Source organism: Myroides injenensis M09-0166 (genome assembly GCF_000246945.1).
Classification (GTDB): domain Bacteria; phylum Bacteroidota; class Bacteroidia; order Flavobacteriales; family Flavobacteriaceae; genus Flavobacterium; species Flavobacterium injenense.
In genome coordinates this window covers 23,679-44,107 of the sequence record NZ_BAEX01000012.1, presented here as the reverse complement: position 1 = coordinate 44,107, position 20,429 = coordinate 23,679, and the positions used below count along the sequence as shown (strand labels likewise).

Here is a 20,429-nt window from a genome sequence, read left to right as displayed (position 1 = left end):
AAATGCCTGAACAACAAAACATAGAATACAAAAGTGCTTGGCACGATGATTACCTGAAATGGGTTTGCGGTTTTGCAAACGCACAAGGTGGGGTAATTTTCATTGGTAAAGACGACAATGGAAATGTTGTAGGTATTGAGGATTACAAAAAGCTAATGGACGATATTCCCAACAAAGTCCGCAATGCGATGGGAATTACTGTTGAGGTAAATCTGCACGAAGAATCAGGCAAGTATTTTATCGAAATCGTTACGCATCCTTATTCTGTGCCTATTTCTTTGCGAGGCAGATATTATTACCGAAGCGGAAGCACCAAACAGGAATTAACAGGAGCGTCACTCAATGAATTTCTGTTGAAGAAATCAGGTAAAACGTGGGATGATGTGATTGAGCCACGAGCAACTTATGATGATATTGACGAAAAAGCAGTTACTACCTTTGTTCAGGAAGCAGAATTTTCAGGACGTTTACCCGAAAGCAAGGGATTAACTATTCCGCAGTTATTTGATAAATTGAGGCTTACCGAAAACGGACAACTAAAAAGAGGTGCAATTGTTTTGTTTGCCAAAGACCCCGCAAAATTTTATCCGAACATCTTTGTAAAGATTGGTCGTTTCGGGAAAGATGATGCAGACCTTATCTTTCAGGAGAATGAAGAGGGAAACTTGATTGTGATACTTCAAACCATTTTAGAGCAGTTGCATCACAAGTTCCTTATAAGGAAAGTTTCGTTTGAAGGAATGAAAAGAATAGAAACCAATGAATACCCCGTTGAGGCATTGCGTGAAGTGATACTCAATGCTTTGGTGCATCGTAATTATATGGGAGCACCAACTCAAATCAGGGTTTATGATGATAAAATCGTCTTCTGGAACGAGGGAGCTTTACCGCAGGGGCTAAGCATAGAGGAACTCAAAGGGTTTCACGCTTCCCAACCAAGAAATATCCTCATTGCTGATGTTTGTTTCAAAGGTGGGTATATTGATTCTTGGGGACGTGGGATGTTGAAAATATATAACGCGTGTAAAGAAGCAGGACTACCCGAACCTGAAATAAAGGAATTTCAGACAGGCTTATTAGTAACGCTATTCAAAAATAACCTGACAACCGAACAGCTGGCTAAACTTGGCTTGAATGAACGACAAATTAGAGCAATATTACATATTCAGGAAAAAGGAGAGATAACTAATTCTGTTTATCAGCAAATAAATGAAATAGGTAGAACAACTGCAACAGAGGAATTGAAATGGCTGACGGATAACAGGTTTATAACTCAAATAGGAAATGTTGGTCGAGGAACGAAGTATAAACTTAATTGACCGTTAATTGACCGAATTGACCGTTAATTGACCAGAATATAACCTAAATGAACACTGTCGAATTTTTAAAAGAAAGGCAAAAAAAAACGCAACACAGGAATTTCAGACAGGCTTATTGATAACGCTTTTCGGAAAGGGTTCGGAAGAACTTCGGAAAAGACTCGGGAAGAGTTCGGAAAGGAAGTGCTTGAAACGTTGAGTTTGATAGAAAAAAATTTTGAATATACAGCAGAACAGATAGCAGAACTTATTGGTAAATCATCAAGAACAATAGAAAAGCATATTGCTAAATTAAAAGATGCAGGAATACTCATAAGAAAAGGAGGAACATTTGGCGGTTATTGGGAAATAACTGGGTAAACAAAACCGATTGTTACAAGGCGATTAAAAGTGAAAAATACCGACACCACATTTAAAGAATTTACGAAGACATATATCAGGAATTTTCCCGATAGATTTCAGTATTTGGAAACACCTGTACAAATCTATGATGTAGAAAACCTGTTTACAAAGAACATTGTCACACCGACACCACTGTTAAAAGCAAATTTTAATTTTATCGTTTTTCCCACCAATGGAAACTTTGAACAACAGGTAGGCAATGAAATAAAAAAAGTATCAGAAAACCAAGCATTGTTAGTAATGCAGGGCGAAGTAACATCGCTATTGCGACAATCTAAAAATGTCAAAGGCTATTATATTACTTTTGATGATAAGATTTTACAGCAGTTCAAAGACCAAAGTTATTTCATTAAGCTGTTTACCGTTGCTCCAATCATTCAACTAAACAGCAACGACAGTAAATTTTTAGAGCAGGTTTGCAAGCTGATTATTGAGGAATTGGGAACGCCAAAACCTGATGAACAAATTGTACTGTATCTTTTTCAATCCTTATTGCTGAAGCTCTTAAAATCTTCGGAACTCAAAAAAGGCTTATCAAGGCAGTTTGACATTGCAATTTCTTTCAGAGAGTTGGTTTATAAGCATTATTCGGAGCATTACAATATAAACGATTATGCCGACCTACTCAATATCTCATCAAATTATTTAAACCGTTGTGTTCAAAATATTTGGAACAAATCAGCCAAACAGTTTACACAGGAGTTTATTATTATCCAATCTCAAAAGTATTTACAGGATTTTTCCGAACCTATATCGGGTATTGCTTATCAATTAAATTTTAATGACCCTTCTTATTTTGGTAGGTTATTTAAAAAAATCATTGGTGTTTCGCCACAAGAATACCGCTCAAAGCTAATGCACGATTTGTCCGAGTAATGGAACTCCCTATCCGCATCCGTTTGCACTAAAATATCCAATTTTGCACTATTGATTAGAACAAAAATGGATATTTAATTATGATTAAAATTTTTGCCATTATTGGGTATTTAGAGGGTATCTCTTATTTGGTGCTATTTTTCAATATGCTTGTCATTAAGAGTTTGGATATAGCCTTTTACAAAACTTTGCTATTTCCCATTGGAATAACACACGGTTTTCTATTTATCGCATATTTTATTTTGGCTATAATGCTAAAAGTAGAATTGAATTGGAGCTTCAAAAAATTTCTACTGATTTTCATAGCTTCACTAATTCCTTTCGGAACATTTTATTCAGATAGAAATTGGTTACACAAGAAAATATAATACTTAATATCTATAAAAATGAACATCTTTCTATTTGGAGCGACAGGCGGAACAGGAAAAGAAATCTTGATAAAATTATTAGAGCAAAAACACCAAGTATTTGCTTTAGCCCGAAATCCCGAAGCGTTGAACATTGCAAATGATAACCTAAAAATAATCAAAGGCAGTATTTACAATCCTGAAACGGCGACCTTGTAATTTCTGCATTGGGTACAGGAAAAACGAGAAAACCGACAGATATTTACTCAAAAGGTGGACAGCAGATTATTTCTGCAATGCAGAAAACAGGCACAAAACGGCTTATCACTTTGACCGCAGGAGCATTTGACCCTACCGACCCCGCAACGCAGAGTTGGATTATCAAATACATCGTTCAGCCATTGTTTAAAAATATCTATTCCGATATGCAGAAATGGGAAACCATTTTAGAAAACAGCACAGGCATTGATTGGACTATTATCAGACCAAGCCGATTACTAAACGGAAAAGAAAAAGGCAGCTATCGTGTACAGCTCGACCATTGCCCAAAAGGTGGTAGTAAAATCAACCGAAGTGATTTAGCGGACTTTATTGTTAAACAAATCAATTCAGACAAATACATTCATCAGAAAGTTGCTATTGCATATTAGAGATGAAAACAGTTGAAATATTTAAAACGAACATTCAGAATGATAAAGTTGCTGATAAAATAACAATTTCTCTTTTAGCTCTGTACCCTGTTTACAAAATCAACTTTGACCTCGAAGATGAAGAAAATATCCTTCGGATTGAAGCCAATAAATTTAAGATTGAAACAGAAGAAATAATCGATTATATGATTGGGTTGGGTTACAGTTGTGAGCCGATAAAATAACTTTCAGAGTAATCTAATGGAACAATTTTACACCGAAATACTGAACAAATTAGAAACGGCAATCCACGAATTGGATATTGAAGTTGATAGTTCTTTACAGCAGACAGAAGCCATTATTTCTACTATTACCCAATGCCTGTCCGAAGTAAAAGACTATGTGCTAAAAGCAGGGTTTAGTGATGAGGACGAAGAAATCCGTTTTTTCAAACATCAGAAACCTGTCATTGTTGCAAAGCTCATTTATTACAATGCCATTTATAAGATTGAAGCCAAAAGACCTTATGGTGGGAAAAAGGTCATAGAAGACTATTTGAACAAGGAACTGTCAAAACTCAAAAGGTTTTTCGATAACAATATGGCTTTTTACAGCTATTACAAAACCGAAAGCACCTATCTTGACCATACCTATTTTGTGCGTGGCAAGCATAATGTCCAATTAAGTTTGGACACGTTTTATTTTGAAACCGACTATAGTTTTTCCACTTCCCACGATTACAAGGTAGCCAAGATTATTTCCAACGATTTAATACAGGACTACCTCGAAGACCAGTTATCAAAAACAGCCACAGACGATAAACTGAATACCCTGCCAAACCTAAATTGGACAGGAAGCAAAACAGCATTAAGGGAATTGATTTACGCACTACATTCGCAAGGTATATTCAATAACGGCAATGCAGATATTAAACCAATCGTCAAAATCTTTGAAAGCACCTTTAATATTGATTTGAGAGATTTCTACCATACATTTTTGGAACTCAAATCCCGAAAGATAAACCGTACCAAGTTTTTAGATACCCTAAAAGAAGCCCTTATCAGAAAAATGGACGAACAGGACGAAAGATAGCAATTGTTCTATCAGTATTAAGTGAAAAGGGCTTAAAAAAGCCCTTTTCACTTGTCCTGTAATCCACACAGGGAATAAAATGTTTATTCGTTTTTGAGAAACAAATATTTTGTATATTTGCTATTGAGCTAACGGAAACACCTTGAAAAGCAAAGCAATAAGCACCGTTACCAAATCGTTACCTTGTAGTCTTTGATTATTCATATAAGAGCCTTTTATTCAATTAAAAGGGCTTTTTCTCTGAAACTTTAAAACAAAAAATAGAAATGACAAAATGTTATTTTAGAGCTATAATGCTATTTGCTGTTGCAATGTTAAATCAAGCATGTACTCAAAAATCTAATGCTCAAGAGGGTGAACATCACTTATCTACTGTTGAAGCACCTAACAAAGATTCTTTAGCAGAAACACCTAATATTGAGATAAATCAAACAATAATTACAGAGGGGCAAGAGGAAGATTATACTCCTACACTATACCCTAAGAGTTTTGTTTTTACAACTAGATTAATGCAGACAGGAATATTTCATGGTGATGAGGTTCCTAGGGATGTCAATAATCGAGAGTGGATTGGACTTTTAAAAAGTGAAGATGATGTATATTCGCTTGCAAGTGTATTACCAATTACTAGTTCTGTGTTTGATGTTGTGTTAGATGTTGAGGGAGAAAAGACAGGAATAGAGGTTTCTTTAGAAGGGGACACCAATTGCTTATTCATGGTCGATGGTACACTTTTAAATATTAATCCATCAATTAATGCAATTGAATTACCATCCGTTATTTATCCTGGAGAAAAGCAAGAGTTTAGTTTTAATGGAACAGATTATGTTTTATCTGCGAAAGGTAAAAAAACAAAACTAGATGAAACCGAGGATGAAGAAGGGGTAAAGCGAGTGTTTTACAGTATTCAAAAGTATAGCTTACAATTACAAGTTAAAGGGCAAAAAGAGGTTATCACCCTTTTAGATATAAAAAGTATTGAGGAAGCTGAACCAAAAATATTGTTTAGTGGAGATTTAAATGGGGATGGTATTATTGACTTTTTAATTGATACGACATATAATTACAATATGAGTAGACCTACTCTTTATCTCTCAGGTAAGAAAGGAGATAAAGTAGTGTTAACACCAGTTGCCTCTCAAACGACTTTAGGTTGCTAATTGATAGATCATAAACAGAATACAACAAGGGCTTACTTTATCAAAGTAAGCCCTTCTTGTATTATTTGCTAGTAGATTATGCCTGTGGAGTGAAAGCTTCTTTTGTGATACCACATTCAAGCATTGAAGCACCAAAAAGAGGGTTCTTTAAAGCTACTTCATCGCTAATCCAAGTACCTCCTTTTTGTTTATACATAGGGCAGAATTGTTCATAGATTACGCGATCAGCACCTACTTTTTTAACTAAAGAAAGTAGTTCGTGACTAAGGGGTTCGAAGTGACTTCTTTGATCGTCAATACTTCCTTTATCTAATTGTTCTGCATGATCTACCATTCGATCAGTAATAGCAATTACTTCTTGATCTTGACTACTTTCTTTTAATTCTTTTAAGGCATTTGTAAGACGTACCCCAGCAAGTGATGCGTTTGCTTGATCATCTTCTTGTAAACCTTTTTTTACATCAAAATATGCATCTAATATAGCTTTAGTATCTGTTGATTGTTTAATTGCACTAGAGTTATCAGGTTGTTTTGCTACAACGTGTTGCTTGGTTTCTTTAGTGGTAGTATCAGTTTCACTTTTCTTATTATTAGAGTTACAAGAAGCCAATACCATTGCTAATACTGCTGCTGCTAAAAGTACTTTTTTCATATTTATTATTTTTAATTATTAATGTTCTCTTGTTTTTTATAGTAATGTTAAATCTAAAGATAAATTATTTAATTTATTAATCTCTAGTATATTGACAACAACTATGTAAGTTATCATACGCTTCTTTTGAAGCTTTATGCAATTCTGTATTATGTCCAATAGTAGCGACTGCTTTGCTAATATTTTCTTTGTTAGTAGTTGATTTGTCAAAGTTAAGATGTAAAAGTTTAGTTTGTACATCCCAATTAGCAGAAATTACACCTTTTACATCTTTAGCAGCTGCTTCAATACGTTCTTGACATAAGTTACAATTTCCAGATACTTTAAACATAGTGTGTTCTGCATTTTTACTGTCAATGGCAGTATGGTCTTTATGTGCGTGGTGATTATCATCATTGTTCATCATACTTCTTTTTCCTTCTAGTTGCGCGCTAGCATCTACAACAAATACACCATTGGTTACTATTTCTTCACCGTCGTTTAAGCCAGACATAACAACGTAACTTTCACCCAAAGAAGGACCTAATACAATTTCTCTCATTAAGAATGCAGGCGTAGAGGTGCCGGGTTGTTTTACATAGATAATAGAACGTTTACCTGTCCACAGTACTGCTGATTTAGGAATCACCATCTCATTGTTGTATGCTTTCATAGGCGCTTTTAGTTTTGCACTAGCATACATTTCAGGTTTTAAAACCTGATCGTTATTGTTTGTTTCTACTCTTACTTTTGCTGTACGCGATGTTGCATCTAAAATAGGATTAATAAAAGCAATCTTACCTTTGTAAACTTTACCAGGTACACTTTGCAATGTATATTCCAATTCATCTCCTTCTTTTAAGAATGGTAAGTCATTTTCGTAAGCATCAAATACTGCCCATATTTTTGATAGGTTTGATATGCTGTATAATACTGTTCCTTGACTGATATAATCTCCAGGGTTAACATTCTTTGCAGTAACTATCCCACTTGTATTTGCATAAACATTAACATAAGGAGAAACACTTCCAGATGATAACACCTTATTAATCTGTGCTTCTGACATCTTCCATAGGCGAAGTTTTTCTTTTGCTGCATCAACAAGTAAAGGTTGGAAGCTTTTTAACTTTTCTGCTTCTAGTAATTCTTGTTGGGCTGTTAGTAAGTCAGGAGAGTAAATAGTTGCAATTAATTGCCCTTGTTTTACAGCTTCACCTGTAAAGTTAACATATAGTTTCTCAATACGACCATTCACATGAGAGGTTTGTGATTGCTGTAATCTTTCATCTGCTTGAATAGTGCCATATAACTCTATGTCTTTTACAGGGTCTTTTCTGCTTACTCTTGTTGTCTGAATATTTGCTAAAGTTATGGCTTGCTTAGACATTTGAATAGCATTGTCATCTACTGAGTCATCACCGCCATCTGAGGATTTTAAAGGAATTAAATCCATTGCACAAAGTGGACATTTACCCGGTTTATCCATTTTAATTTGCGGGTGCATAGAACAAGTCCATACTGCCATGGTTTCAGTATTACTCACTTGTTCACCACTATGCTGATGAGTAGCAGAGCCACCAAATATTAACCAACCTAATAATAGTCCTATTAGTAAAATAGCACTGTATTTTACTGCATTGTTTTTGAATATATCTTGTATCTTTTTCATCATTACCTGTTTTTAGTATCACTAATAGCTACTGTTTTTTTAATAGAGGCTACCATCGTATTATAATTTGCTATAGCTTCTGCTTTTTTTAGTTGGTAGTCTAGTAATTGTCGCTGTACTTGAATCACATTATTTAAATCGCTTTTACCTGCAACAAATTCTTTAACTATCAAATTAAAAGTTGTCTCAGCTAGAATAGTTTGCTTATCGTAGAGTTTAACTGTTCGCTCGGCATCTTCTAATTGATTTTTATAACTGTAATACTCCGCTTTTAAGTTGTTTAAAGTATTTGTAAACTTTTCTTGGCTAGACTTCCACCATAATTTACTTTCTTCTTGTTGTGCATTGTATTTCTTGCGAAATACTGGTAGAGTAACAGTAAGCATAGGCATTACCATATCTTTTCCATTCATATCTCCCATTGCAAGCATTGGATCATTGGTCTTGCCAATAATCATATATTGCAGACCAAGTCCAATCATTGGATAACTCATTTTTCTATCCATATCAGCCTTTGCCTTGTATGCCATACTTTCTTCAGTAATCATAGCAAGCATCGGGTTATTCGTTTCTAGTGATTGCAATGCAAGCTCTTCATCTAAAAGGAAATCCACTTTTACAATCTCTTTATCTATTGTAACATCTGATGTAGCTTCTCTATTTAATAATGCATTGAATTTTACTTTTTCTGCTTTTATTTCTGATAGTAAGCGCTCTATAGTATTTTCTGTTTCAATTATTTCTAATCGAATACGTAGTACATCAGACATTCCCGAAGCAGAACCACCTCCCATATCGCTCATTCCACCACTAGATGACATAGCAGCAGTAGAGGAAGTCGTCGCTGTTGTAGTATTACCTCCCATATTCATACCTCCCATACTTGAAGTAGTAGTATTTGTAGCTACTGTATTTGTTTTCATCTCCGTAGATGAGCTTGTAGCAGAAGTACTAGTGGTAGGAGAAGAGAATTTCTTTAATGCCAATTGTTCTAATTGTTCTAGAAGTTTATTGTTCTCTTGGGCATTTAGAAGTTGCTCTTGTAGCTTTTGCAATACATACCACTGTGTATTTACTTGAAGTATCGTATTTTCTTTAGTTTCTATATATTCATGATATTGCATTTGCGCCATGTGATTAGCTTCTGTTTTGGCACTTTTCTTTGTACCAAACCAAGGAAACATCTGCATTAAAGTAATATCACCAACAGAGCGGCCTCCTACGATATCCATTGGTTTTGTATAAAATCCCATTGACAATTCTGGGTCTTCGAATGCACCTGCTTGAGGAATCTTTTGCAAGAAAGCCTCATAAGCCAATTGCTGAGATTTAACAGCAGGATTATTTTCTAAAGCTATATTGATATAGTGCTTAAGTGAATCTTGTGTTTGTTCTTGCGAAAAACCACTTGTAATGCCTAATAGGAATAAGACGATGACAAGTTTCTGTAAATATATGCTATGCTTCATGATGTACTAATTTTTCTGTTGCTTTTTGCTCTTTTTTAGACGCCCATTCTCTCCACCAGCATTGAAATACTGGTACAACAAACATGGTCATTGATTGGATAAGCATACCACCAAATGTAGGTATTGCCATAGGTACCATAATTTCAGCACCTTTACCAGTAGAAGTAAGTACAGGCAGTAGAGCTATTAATGCTGTTGCAGTAGTCATAGCGGCAGGACGAACACGTTTAAGTCCAGCATAGATAACTGCTTCTCTAATTTCCTCTTTTGTTTTTGGTTGTCGCCTCTCAAATGTATCGTGAATATAAGTTCCCATTAATACACCATCATTTGTAGCAAGCCCAAATAAAGCAATGAATCCCACCCATACTGCAATACTAAGGTTAATGCTGTGCATTTGAAATAAATCTCGCATATTCATTTCTCCAATAGAAAAATTCATAAACCAAGGCTGTCCATATAGCCATAACAATATAAAACCTCCTGCAAAAGCTACAAATACACCTGAGAAGTGAATTAATGAAGCTGTTATGGTTTTGAATTGGAAGTACAAAATAAGTAGGATAGCTAATAGGCTTAAAGGAACAACAATCAGTAAGCGTTGAGCTGCTCGTTCTTGTTGTTCATAATTACCAGCAAATTTATAAGTAACTCCTTTTGGTAATGTTAACTCACCAGAGGCTAATTTGTCTTGTAATAGTTTATCTGCTTCATGAACGACATCTACTTCTGCTTTTCCACTGACTTTATCGAAAATAACATACCCTAATAAGAATGTATTTTCACTTTGTATCATCTGTGCACCTTTTGCATATTCTATATCTGCAACTTCACTAAGTGGTATTTGTACCCCTGTTCCCGTAGGAATAATAAGTTTGCTTAAAGCCTCTGGATTATCTCTTAATTCGCGAGGATATCTCAATCGAACAGGAAAGCGCTCTCTACCTTCTACGGTTGTTGTCAATGTCATACCTCCAATTCCTGCTTCGATTACTTCTTGTAAATCAGAAACTGTAATTCCATAACGTGCCATCTTACTGCGGTTAAGATGAATCTCTACATAAGGAGCACCAACTGCTCTGTCGTAGAACACTGTAGATGGCATAATTGAAGGAATAGATTTTAATGCTGCTTCTAATGCTTTTCCTCCTTCTTCAATAGATTCCAAATCAGGACCAGATACTTTTAATCCCATAGGAGCACGCATACCTGTGGAAAGCATAACAAGTCTAGCCTCTATAGGTTGCAATTTAGGAGCAGATGTTAATCCCGGCAAATGAGATACATTGACAATTTCTTGCCAGATATCATCTGCTTTTTTAATATGTGGACGCCATTGGCGTAGGTATTTACCATTTTTATCTGCGATTAAACTATCTTTAGGGATAAGTCTAAAACCGTTATCGGGGTGGTAAGTAGTACCATTAACTAATTCAAATTCTCCTTTTTTATTTACTTTAAAACGCTGTCTGTGACCATTTTCATCTAGAAGATATTCTGGTCTGTAATTAATGGTGTTTTCAAACATTTGAGTAGGAGCAGGGTCAAGTGCAGAATTTACACGCCCCCATTTACCTACTGTTAATTCCACTTCAGGTATATTGGTAATACGCTTGTCTAGGGTTTCTATAAATTGTAAGTTTTGTTCCACTCCAGTATGAGGCATTGTTGTGGGCATTAATAAAAAAGATCCCTCATTTAAACTAGGCATAAACTCCTGACCAATGCCAGGGAATCTATCACTCGACTTTTGCCAGAAGGCTGTTTGTCTTATTGATTTCCAACCAACAGTTTCAAATCCACTAGCTACTACTGTAAATGTTTTGTCAAAGCCAATCCATACGAGTAAACCAAATAACATAGTTAAAATAGGAATAGACATAAACTTCCATCTATTCTTTAATGACCATCTAAGGATATTTTCATAGTAAATAACTAACAGCCAAAGAATTCCTAAAATAACTCCAATAGCTAGAATAACGAATATAAAGTTTAAACTTGTGCTTTCTTGTGTTCCTAAAGGCAACCATTCAATAGTAAGGAAGTAAACAGCTAAAAGTAATGTTATTACTACGTTAATGTAGTTTGCTATTGTCTCTCCCTTCCAATTAGGAGTAAATATATTGTTTAGTCCTATTAAAGAAATTGCTAGGACAATCCATATTCCACTATAGATAGTTAAACCAATACCAGCAATAACTAGAAGTATATTTGCTGCTTTTCTCAGTTTTTTGCTATCTAGTCTTATGGAATAAATATAATAGGCTAATGTAGGTAATACAATGATACCTAATAAAAAAGCTGAGGTTAAAGCAAAGGTTTTAGTATATGCTAGGGGTTTAAATAATTTACCTTCTTGGGCTTCCATAGCAAATACGGGAAGAAAACTAATAATAGTTGTCAGCATAGCAGTAGACAAAGCGCCAGATACTTCAGATACAGCATTTCCAATTAGCTTGACAAATGCTTTTCCTTTGCTTTCTATTCCTTTGGCCCTTTCTTCTTCCATGTGACGGATGATGCTTTCGACAAAGACTACTCCCACGTCAATCATCACCCCAATAGCAATAGCTATACCTGACAGAGCTACAATATTAGCTTCAATACCAAAGTATTTCATAATAATAAAAGTAGCTAGTACTCCAATAGGTAAGATACTCGAAATTACAATTGAAGCTCTTAGATTGACTACTAAAACTATCACTACAATTATACAGATTAACACCTCGTGGGCTAAAGCACTCTCTAGTGTACCAATTGTTTCTTGGATAAGTCCAGAACGGTCATAAAATGGTACGACAGTCACTTTGGATATCGTGCCATCTGCTAATGTTTTTTGAGGAAGTCCAGCTTCCATTTCTTTTATTTTAGCCTTTACATTAGTAATAACTTCCATAGGGTTGGCACCATATCTGGCAACAACCACACCACCTACTGCGTCAATTCCTTCTTTGTCCAAGCCTCCACGTCTTGTAGCAGGACCTAGGTTAACAAAAGCGACATCTTTAATCTTTACAGGCACATTATTGCGCACTGTTACCACTGCGTCTTCTAAGTCTTTAATACTTTTGATATATCCCAATCCTCTAACAAGGTATTCCGCTTTATTGATTTCAATTGTCTCTGCACCTATGTCTAAATTACTTTTCTGAATAGCAGACATGACATCCATTACAGAAACGTTATAAGCGCGCATTGCATCAGGATTTACTTCTACTTGGTATTCCTTTACGTATCCACCAATAGAGGCAACTTCAGAAACTCCAGAAGCAGCAGCTAGATTATATTTTGCGTAGAAATCTTGTATAGTACGCAACTCATCAGGATCCCAGCCACCTGTAGGCTCTCCCGTTTGAGGGTTTCTTCCTTCCAGGGTGTACCAATATACTTGACCAAGTGCTGTTGCGTCAGGACCTAATGTTGGTATTACTCCTTCTGGAAGCGTGCCTGCAGGTAATGAGTTTAACTTTTCTAATATTCGTGAGCGACTCCAATAGAACTCAATATCTTCGTCAAATATGATATAGATAAAACTCATCCCAAACATTGAACTACTGCGTATTGTTTTTACACCGGGTATCCCAAGAAGGGAAGTAGTTAGGGGATAGGTAATTTGCTCTTGAATGTCTTTTGGAGATCGTCCCATCCATTCAGTTGCTACAATTTGTTGGTTTTCTCCAATATCTGGAATAGCATCTACTGGTACTGGGTCGCTAGGAAGTATATTCTGATGCCAATTAAATGGTGCAGTTATAAGTCCCCATATGATAACTACGATTAATAACATAATGGTTATTAACCTATTGTTTAAAAAGTACTTAATGATTTTATTAAGCATATCTTTTGCGTTAAGTGATGAATTAATAGAAAGGAGAGTGAATTATATAAAGCTTTGTAGAATTACAATAATATAATTGTTGCTTAACAGATACAAATCACTGTAGTAAACACGAAGGTATACCATTTATAGCAATGTAAATATTAAAACAAGGTATATAGTGCAACGACAAAGCATTAGTGGCAATGACTACTTTCCTTTCGATAAAAATGTTAATTAGATGACCAGAAAAATGCCATCAACAAAGTGAAGCTATTTGTAGATTTACTTACAGAAAAGTTATACAAATAAGCAATAAAGAAGGGTATCATATTCGATAGATACAGATATAGTTAAGTCGATCTATATCTTTAAATTTAAAACCATCAATTGATGGGGTACTAGGAGTAACGGAAACCAGGTCAATGTGTTTCCAATCAGACACGTAGTTTGAGTTAAACCATTTGGTTTTTATGGCAGCAACTTTTGTTTTAGCAATAGTTACACACTGAGATACTTCGACTTTAAGATCGTGATGAGTTACCATAACACGTGGCATAGCTGGGCAACAAGTCATATCTGATGTAGCGTGATTAGCATCAGCACTACAACAAGACATATCTCCATTATCATCCATACTACATACCATTACCTCTTCAGCGCAAGTCCAATCAATAATTGGATTAGCCATCACTAAAGTGGATAATAATAAAAATAATATGGAAATATATCTCTTCATAAAAGTAAATAATCTCTACCTAAGATAAGGGCAAATATACTATTTTTAACCTATCAAGTGAAAATTCTAACTATTAAATATCTTTTAAAATGTCACTAATAAATCTTATAAGTTCAGTAGAATTTAAAAAAGAATAAATATGGTTTTAAAATTACTGTATTGAAATTAATTTAACTCGATATAATTATCCTTCTCCTTGTATTACATGATAGTATAATATTGAGGCATTTCATAAGGAAGTATACCTACAAAATTTGAACGTTTTTTTGCTTGTTTGATAAAGTATTCATCTTCCATAATCTCATTACAATAAATTTTTTCCCAATTTTTGAGCTCTAGAAGTTTCTCTAGATTTTGCTTAACTTTTGATTTTACAAAAGGTTTTGAATTTTCTACTGTAATAATTAATGTTTTTAGCGTTTTGATTTTATCCAGAACCTCTAAACTATCTGTGTCAATATAGTCAATAGAAAAACTAATTCGTTGCAGATTGCATAATTTATCGAAATCCGATGGTAAAGCTTGCATATCATCCCAAGCTATGAAATCGAATACTTGTAATTGCGTGCAATCTAATATTGCATTATTAATACTAACGTGATTGCAGTAATTCATTTTTAGAGTCAATAATGAGGATTGTGCTACTAGTAAATCTGCACTATAATTAAGACTAAGGTCTAAATATTCAAGAGTTGGTATTGATTTGTCAATCACTAAAGCAGGTCTACCTTTTTGGTTTTGTAATTTGAGTACTTTTAGTTTTGGTAATTGATAAAATTCTTCCTCTACTTTTGAAAAACCACAATGCTCCAGGTTTAAAACTTCTAGATGTGGAAGAGGATAAGCAGTTTTTAAAGTCGAAATTGAATTATAAGAGACGTTGAGCTCATTTAAATGATCTAGATTTGTAATAATTGAAGGGATTTGCTTTAAACTACAATTAGTAAAATTAATTTTAGTTAGGTTATTAAATAACAATATATCATCGTTTACATCACTTATTTTATTATTAGATAAATTTAGCTTTTCTACATTTTCAAATAAGTAAGAGTTTTTATAAATACAAGGAATATCATCCAATGAATTAAGCGCAAGATTGCTTAAATCTAATATATTTCGCGTTGTAGAGATAAACCATTTGTTTAGTTTCTTTTCAATTTTAGATAGCCATCTTTCTTCTTTTAATATAGAATCACCTCGCTTTAGCGTAGCCATTAATTCAGTTAATTTCCAATTGTTATCCTGATCAAAATAAGTGGGTTTAAGAATATCTTTAATAAAATATTTACTAGAAGATATACGATTTTCGTTTGTATCCTCAAGCATATTAATAATAGCGGGAACGATGGTCTCATTTAAAGTAATGTTGTTGTTATATCCTAAAATGCCCAAAGCCGTTAGTTTATTCTCAAAGTTAAGTTTTCCGTTTTCTTCTAACGCAATTATAGTATAGTTTACTTCTACTTCATCAAGAAAGAGAAGATTAATGGATTTCGTAAATATATTATTAGTCTTTACTTTATTTATAAAGACAACTTTACCATTGAGGTAGCTATTATCTTGAAAAATAGCTTTATTTATTTGGATGTCGTTTAGAAAGATAACTCCAACAATATTGTTATTAAAATCATTAAATAAATCATCTAATAATAAGAGCTCACTATTGGAAGATTCTTCTACCAAAAATATAGACTTATCATTAACTGTTTGACTTTGTAAAAAATTTAAACAATTTAATATTTTCTTTTCTTCGACGTTTTTCTTTAATAATGTACTTTGTAATTGATTAAAACCTACTAGCATTTTGTATACACTTAATTCTATTTTATAATATATTCAAATATTATTCCACACTTTTTACTATTAATTGTATTAGTAAAAATTTAAATATGAAGTGAAATAAAAGCTAGTGTTAATTAAAAATAGTTGGCGTAAATTGAAATAAAGTTATAAATAACAGTATTTAATGTAATATTTAATGGTGTTTCTGTGTATGTTTTGGTAAAAATTTAGCTAAAAGTACGATAAGAAATCAAATATTTGATATTATGTTGTGAAATTAACTTAATTAAAGAGTTGGAGGTGGTTTATTATTGTTGGTGAAAATATTAAAGTCTTAATCTTTTTTGAGTTTATTGTTGTTGTGATTATATTGTTTTTATAACTGATTACCATATGTTGGAAAATGCTAAATATAGTTAAAAGTTAAACTAGATAAAAAAAGCTGTCTATATTATTAAATTTAAGAGATAATTAATAATTAATTATAAAGAAACAAATGAAAAGTATTGCCGAGATTAAAGAAAAAATAAAACGTAGAGCCACTGCATTTACTACAGGTGGTTTTCGTCCATTGAATACATTAGAAGAAAGTTGGATTGGCAGGGTGTTCGCTTATAAAGAAAATGAACAAATACCATTGGATATTGAAGGTAATGAGATGATTCCTTTAGCCCAATTTTATCTACCTAATCTTCCCTATATACCAAAACAATTAGAAGGTATTAAACTACTTACCGTATTTGTTTCTGCACAATTTGGTGAGCCATTAGAAGCAATGGGCAATCATTGGGTAATACGTGAGTACATTTCATTGGATGAGGTGCTGTATAAAGACTTAGTCAATAAGAAGTCGTTTTTGAAAGCTTTTGCTTTGAAATCTGAATTCCTAGAAGAAGATTATCCTTTATGGGATGGAGGAGGACTCTCACATAGTGAGGAAGAAGCAATACTAGCATTAGAAAAAAATGGTATAATAGAGAATTACTACAACGAAGTTAAGCACAGTTATTTAACAAAGATTGGAGGTTATCCATCATATTGTCAGTCAGGGATTGGAGTAGACGATGAGTATGGTGAAGGTTTTGAATACTTATTTCAAATATCTTCTGATAGCAAGGCTAATTTAAATGTGGTAGATAATGGTAGCTTAATGTTTGCGAGAAATCCAAAAAATAAGCAATGGAGCTTGTATTATGATTTCTATTAGTTTACTTTTTTTGTAATATATTAAAAATGATAAATTATTTGTTTATTATGTTGATTTTTGAAATTAAATTATGTAATTTTAAGCATATAATTGTTAAAAAGATGATGTATGTCTAGGTATAATGAATTAATATTTGACGAAAGAAATAAGACCGTTGAATTAATTACAGGTCTCTCTGAGAAAGCTGATAAGGTATTGACCGAAAGTATTACGGAAATGATTAATGCAGGAATGAAAGTTAGAGCACAGGTAGCAGCTTCCTCAATCATGGATGCAAATTTATATATAGAAGGATATGAGGCTAAGAAAGGTGTTTATGAAGCACTCTTAAAAGAATTGTTGGGATTATAATAATCCTCTCAAACGATAGAATTAATTGTTTATTTACAAACGGGGCTTTCTCACTTTTAGGGTGAGAGAGCCCTTATTTTACATATTAAGTAACGATTAGTTATATCGTATTTTAAGTTATCAAGGTAGTTTGTTCGGGGATTGTTCGGATAAAGCCTGTCAAGAGCATATAAACACTAGCTTTACTCGAACAGAACCCAAACAAAGATGATATATGATTGTAATACAGTTTATAGAAAGACAGTAATGGTCTAGGATTGGAGTAATAAAAATCCAACTATTGAATAGGCAAATAAATTCAAAATAGGTAGTTTGTTAGACTATTATCCTTCTTATATGTATCAAACTGTAAATATCATATATTGAATTTTGTTTCTTATTTGTTTTCTGCTCTTTATAGATTTTAATGGCTAATTGTAATTTTTGTACCTTTAAAAATTGTAATTAAATATAAAAAAAGGTTTATGAAAAAAGTGATTGCTATCTTATTTACACTCTTATTAAATTATACAGCAATACAAGCTGGAGAAAAACAATGTATTAAGGCAAATGATTATCTAGAAGATGCAATACTAAATTTTGAAAAAGCATATCGCACCGATCATTCACGTGATTTAAGAGCATTTACTGTTAAAGCACGTAAGTCTTTAATCAAAGGAATGAATCTTTTAAAAAGGTGTGGTTGCGAGGATGCATTATCTGCTGCTTTAGATGGTGCGATAGAAACAAAGAAGGTTATTAAAGCCATGGATTTTGAAACGGCTTTATATCGATTAAGTGTGGCTAGGAATTATACAGAGGAGTCGCGAATTTATTTAGACGATTGTTTATTGCAGTTAAAATATGAGGGCAAAGAGATTGAAATAAAATTAGAACAAGAAAATGGACAGATTGAAATATAAGAGATAGATAAAGCAGTAGTTTATATTTGGTTTATAATAAGAAAGGCTTTGATTAATGATATTGTTAATTGAAGCCTTTTTTATTTTTTGTATGCTATGTTTTCGATTCTGAAAGTTTTCTGTATAGTTGATTTTTTTTCATTTAAAAGGTTAGATTTTATAATTAAGTTTTTTAAATAATATTGTTAAGTATTGATTCTAGGAAAGTTGAGGAATTAATAAAATAAAATTTATAAAAAAAATGATTTTGGTCTATTTATTGTAATGTAGGTGGTATTGAAGTAAGTTATATTTTATTTAAAAAAAGCAGTTTTTAATTGGTATTTTTTACATATAATATGTAAATTTATACATGAAAAGAGTGTTTTAAATGTCATGTTTATTAATGTGATTTTTTATTATGAATTGCTTTTTTCCTAACATTTTAATTAGGAAAAAGTGTCATTTTTCTAAATACAAAAGAATTATATGCTTGTTTCTAATTAAGTATTCATCTAATACTAAAAGAAAGTCAAATGGAATTTAAATTAGACCCCATCAAGCCCATTCCTGCTCTAGTAGCTGTTTCTATCACTTTAATTATTTGGTTTTTAGTGCCAGTACCAGAAGGAGTTAGTCCTAATGCTTGGCATTTGTTAGCATTATTTGTAGGAACTATTGCAGCAATTATAGGAAAAGCATTGCCTATTGGTGCAGTTTCTATAGTTGCAATTTCACTTGTAGCAATTACTGGTGTTACAAATCCTACTAGTAGTAAAGCAGCACTAGCAGATGCGTTAAGTGGCTTTTCAAACGATCTTATTTGGTTAATCGGTATCTCGATTATGATTTCTATAAGTTTAACTAAAACTGGATTAGGAGCTAGGATAGGTTATTTTTTAATTTCCTTGTTCGGTAAAAAAACATTAGGTATTGCTTATGCGCTTGCGTTTGCAGAAACAATACTTGCACCTGTAACTCCTAGTAATACTGCAAGAGGAGGAGGGATTATTCATCCAATTATGCGTTCTATCGCAAGTAGTTTCGGCTCAAAGCCTGAACGAGGATCTACAGAGAAGATAGGACGATACTTAGCATTAGTAAATTATAATACTAATCCTATTACATCAGCGATGTTTATTACAGCTACAGCGCCAAACCCTTTAATTGTAAGTTTAATTTATGAAGCAATGGGATCAAAAGGATATTTGTCATGGGGAATGTGGGCAATAGCTGCTTTTGTTCCTGCAATTATTTCTTTAATTGTGATGCCTTTAGTAATTTATATGATTTGTCCTCCTGAGATTAAGAAAACGCCAGATGCTCCAATCTTTGCTAAAAAACAAATCAAAGAATTAGGACCTTTATCCTTAGCAGAAAAGATTACATTAGGAGTTTTTGTATTATTACTAATAATGTGGGCTGGAGTACCAGCGATGATATTTGGTGATGCTTTTCTTATACAGCCTACTACTGCTGCATTTGTAGGACTGTCTATTTTGATTATTACTGGTGTATTAAATTGGGATGATGTTTTAAAACATAAAGGAGCTTGGGATACTATAGTATGGTTCGCTGCTTTAGTGATGATGGCAAGTTTCTTAGGTAAGCTAGGATTAGTTTCTTGGTTAGCACAAACAGTTGGAACAGGTATAGATCACTTAGGGGTAAGCTGGGTAGTGGGAACTATTATTTTAGTACTTGTATATGTGTATTCGCATTACTTCTTTGCTAGTACTACAGCGCATATTACTGCAATGTTTGCTGCTTTCTTTGCCGCAGGAATTTCACTTGGCGCGCCTCCTATGTTATTAGCATTAATGTTAGCATTTTCTTCTTCACTAATGATGTCCTTAACACATTATGGAACAGGAACAGCGCCAATTGTGTTTGGGTCAGGATATACAACATTGGGTGAATGGTGGAAAGTCGGATTTGTAGTTAGTGTTGTTAACTTATTAATTTGGGCTATCGTAGGTGGAGCATGGTGGAAATTATTAGGATTCTGGTAAAATAAAAATATAGTTTAAATAAAGAAAAGCGAGGGAGTACGGGAGT

The 20,429-nt window shown here is 33.4% G+C and carries 19 protein-coding genes; 13 read left to right on the top strand and 6 right to left on the bottom strand.

The window, feature by feature from the left end:
* Positions 1 to 2: 2 nt before the first annotated feature.
* The 9 genes from RH98_RS03470 to RH98_RS03430 all read left to right on the top strand — a co-directional run bounded on the left by RH98_RS03470 (position 3) and on the right by RH98_RS03430 (position 5,825).
* Entirely contained in the window at positions 3 to 1,319 is a 1,317-nt protein-coding gene (locus tag RH98_RS03470; RefSeq protein ID WP_010250532.1) for an ATP-binding protein, read from the top strand.
* A 201-nt stretch (positions 1,320 to 1,520) separates the two neighbouring features.
* Entirely contained in the window at positions 1,521 to 1,679 is a 159-nt protein-coding gene (locus RH98_RS15730; RefSeq protein WP_158427108.1) for a winged helix-turn-helix domain-containing protein, read from the top strand.
* 105 nt (positions 1,680 to 1,784) lie between these two features.
* Entirely contained in the window at positions 1,785 to 2,597 is an 813-nt protein-coding gene (locus RH98_RS03460; protein WP_050996094.1) for a helix-turn-helix domain-containing protein, read from the top strand.
* Between the two features lie 80 nt (positions 2,598 to 2,677).
* A complete protein-coding gene (locus RH98_RS03455; protein ID WP_010250527.1) occupies positions 2,678 to 2,965 on the top strand; it encodes a DUF3817 domain-containing protein in 288 nt (95 codons plus the stop codon).
* An 18-nt stretch (positions 2,966 to 2,983) separates the two neighbouring features.
* Positions 2,984 to 3,163 carry an NAD(P)H-binding protein gene (locus RH98_RS16175; RefSeq protein WP_010250526.1) on the top strand — a complete coding sequence of 60 codons (180 nt, stop codon included), beginning with the start codon at positions 2,984 to 2,986 and terminating at the stop codon, positions 3,161 to 3,163.
* 8 nt (positions 3,164 to 3,171) lie between these two features.
* Complete coding sequence (locus RH98_RS03445; RefSeq protein ID WP_010250525.1) at positions 3,172 to 3,594, top strand: NAD(P)-dependent oxidoreductase; 423 nt, start codon at positions 3,172 to 3,174, stop codon at positions 3,592 to 3,594.
* Between the two features lie 2 nt (positions 3,595 to 3,596).
* On the top strand, positions 3,597 to 3,818 hold the full coding sequence (locus RH98_RS03440) for a hypothetical protein (RefSeq protein WP_010250524.1): 222 nt from the start codon (positions 3,597 to 3,599) through the stop codon (positions 3,816 to 3,818).
* A 16-nt stretch (positions 3,819 to 3,834) separates the two neighbouring features.
* Positions 3,835 to 4,665 carry an RteC domain-containing protein gene (locus RH98_RS03435; protein ID WP_010250523.1) on the top strand — a complete coding sequence of 277 codons (831 nt, stop codon included), beginning with the start codon at positions 3,835 to 3,837 and terminating at the stop codon, positions 4,663 to 4,665.
* Positions 4,666 to 4,931: 266 nt separating this feature from the next.
* Complete coding sequence (locus tag RH98_RS03430) at positions 4,932 to 5,825, top strand: hypothetical protein (RefSeq protein ID WP_010250522.1); 894 nt, start codon at positions 4,932 to 4,934, stop codon at positions 5,823 to 5,825.
* Positions 5,826 to 5,901: 76 nt separating this feature from the next.
* On the opposite strand, the gene RH98_RS03425 is transcribed toward RH98_RS03430, so the two are convergent.
* The 6 genes from RH98_RS03425 to RH98_RS03400 all read right to left on the bottom strand — a co-directional run bounded on the left by RH98_RS03425 (position 5,902) and on the right by RH98_RS03400 (position 15,953).
* Positions 5,902 to 6,477 carry a DUF3347 domain-containing protein gene (locus RH98_RS03425; RefSeq protein ID WP_010250521.1) on the bottom strand — a complete coding sequence of 192 codons (576 nt, stop codon included), beginning with the start codon at positions 6,475 to 6,477 and terminating at the stop codon, positions 5,902 to 5,904.
* Positions 6,478 to 6,553: 76 nt separating this feature from the next.
* Positions 6,554 to 8,125, bottom strand: a complete 1,572-nt coding sequence (locus tag RH98_RS03420; protein ID WP_026038721.1) for an efflux RND transporter periplasmic adaptor subunit — start codon at positions 8,123 to 8,125, stop codon at positions 6,554 to 6,556.
* A gap of 2 nt (positions 8,126 to 8,127) precedes the next feature.
* Complete coding sequence (locus RH98_RS03415) at positions 8,128 to 9,594, bottom strand: TolC family protein (RefSeq protein ID WP_010250519.1); 1,467 nt, start codon at positions 9,592 to 9,594, stop codon at positions 8,128 to 8,130.
* Positions 9,584 to 13,432, bottom strand: a complete 3,849-nt coding sequence (locus RH98_RS03410; protein ID WP_026038720.1) for an efflux RND transporter permease subunit — start codon at positions 13,430 to 13,432, stop codon at positions 9,584 to 9,586. The genes RH98_RS03415 and RH98_RS03410 overlap by 11 nt, the downstream gene beginning before the upstream one ends.
* Positions 13,433 to 13,739: 307 nt before the next feature.
* Positions 13,740 to 14,150, bottom strand: a complete 411-nt coding sequence (locus tag RH98_RS03405) for a hypothetical protein (protein WP_026038719.1) — start codon at positions 14,148 to 14,150, stop codon at positions 13,740 to 13,742.
* 201 nt (positions 14,151 to 14,351) lie between these two features.
* Complete coding sequence (locus RH98_RS03400; protein ID WP_010250516.1) at positions 14,352 to 15,953, bottom strand: leucine-rich repeat domain-containing protein; 1,602 nt, start codon at positions 15,951 to 15,953, stop codon at positions 14,352 to 14,354.
* A 475-nt stretch (positions 15,954 to 16,428) separates the two neighbouring features.
* Here RH98_RS03400 and RH98_RS03395 point away from each other — a divergent pair, with 475 nt between their 5' ends.
* The 4 genes from RH98_RS03395 (at position 16,429) to RH98_RS03380 (ending at position 20,383) form a co-directional block, all read left to right on the top strand.
* Complete coding sequence (locus RH98_RS03395; protein ID WP_010250515.1) at positions 16,429 to 17,139, top strand: DUF1963 domain-containing protein; 711 nt, start codon at positions 16,429 to 16,431, stop codon at positions 17,137 to 17,139.
* Between the two features lie 108 nt (positions 17,140 to 17,247).
* A complete protein-coding gene (locus tag RH98_RS03390) occupies positions 17,248 to 17,490 on the top strand; it encodes a hypothetical protein (RefSeq protein WP_010250514.1) in 243 nt (80 codons plus the stop codon).
* Between the two features lie 464 nt (positions 17,491 to 17,954).
* Positions 17,955 to 18,392, top strand: coding sequence for a hypothetical protein (locus RH98_RS03385; RefSeq protein ID WP_010250513.1), 438 nt, complete (start codon positions 17,955 to 17,957; stop codon positions 18,390 to 18,392).
* A gap of 515 nt (positions 18,393 to 18,907) precedes the next feature.
* Positions 18,908 to 20,383, top strand: coding sequence for an anion permease (locus RH98_RS03380; RefSeq protein WP_010250512.1), 1,476 nt, complete (start codon positions 18,908 to 18,910; stop codon positions 20,381 to 20,383).
* The last annotated feature ends 46 nt before the right edge of the window (positions 20,384 to 20,429 follow it).

Excerpts from the sequence above, each read along its gene's own strand:
- RH98_RS03470 (WP_010250532.1), top strand. The coding sequence starts at position 3 with ATGCCTGAACAACAAAACATAGAATACAAAAGTGCTTGGCACGATGAT.
- RH98_RS03455 (WP_010250527.1), top strand. The coding sequence starts at position 2,678 with ATGATTAAAATTTTTGCCATTATTGGGTATTTAGAGGGTATCTCTTAT.
- RH98_RS16175 (WP_010250526.1), top strand. The coding sequence starts at position 2,984 with ATGAACATCTTTCTATTTGGAGCGACAGGCGGAACAGGAAAAGAAATC.
- RH98_RS03440 (WP_010250524.1), top strand. The coding sequence starts at position 3,597 with ATGAAAACAGTTGAAATATTTAAAACGAACATTCAGAATGATAAAGTT.
- RH98_RS03435 (WP_010250523.1), top strand. The coding sequence starts at position 3,835 with ATGGAACAATTTTACACCGAAATACTGAACAAATTAGAAACGGCAATC.
- RH98_RS03430 (WP_010250522.1), top strand. The coding sequence starts at position 4,932 with ATGACAAAATGTTATTTTAGAGCTATAATGCTATTTGCTGTTGCAATG.
- RH98_RS03425 (WP_010250521.1), bottom strand. The coding sequence starts at position 6,477 with ATGAAAAAAGTACTTTTAGCAGCAGCAGTATTAGCAATGGTATTGGCT.
- RH98_RS03420 (WP_026038721.1), bottom strand. The coding sequence starts at position 8,125 with ATGAAAAAGATACAAGATATATTCAAAAACAATGCAGTAAAATACAGT.
- RH98_RS03415 (WP_010250519.1), bottom strand. The coding sequence starts at position 9,594 with ATGAAGCATAGCATATATTTACAGAAACTTGTCATCGTCTTATTCCTA.
- RH98_RS03410 (WP_026038720.1), bottom strand. The coding sequence starts at position 13,432 with ATGCTTAATAAAATCATTAAGTACTTTTTAAACAATAGGTTAATAACC.
- RH98_RS03405 (WP_026038719.1), bottom strand. The coding sequence starts at position 14,150 with ATGAAGAGATATATTTCCATATTATTTTTATTATTATCCACTTTAGTG.
- RH98_RS03400 (WP_010250516.1), bottom strand. The coding sequence starts at position 15,953 with ATGCTAGTAGGTTTTAATCAATTACAAAGTACATTATTAAAGAAAAAC.
- RH98_RS03395 (WP_010250515.1), top strand. The coding sequence starts at position 16,429 with ATGAAAAGTATTGCCGAGATTAAAGAAAAAATAAAACGTAGAGCCACT.
- RH98_RS03390 (WP_010250514.1), top strand. The coding sequence starts at position 17,248 with ATGTCTAGGTATAATGAATTAATATTTGACGAAAGAAATAAGACCGTT.
- RH98_RS03385 (WP_010250513.1), top strand. The coding sequence starts at position 17,955 with ATGAAAAAAGTGATTGCTATCTTATTTACACTCTTATTAAATTATACA.
- RH98_RS03380 (WP_010250512.1), top strand. The coding sequence starts at position 18,908 with ATGGAATTTAAATTAGACCCCATCAAGCCCATTCCTGCTCTAGTAGCT.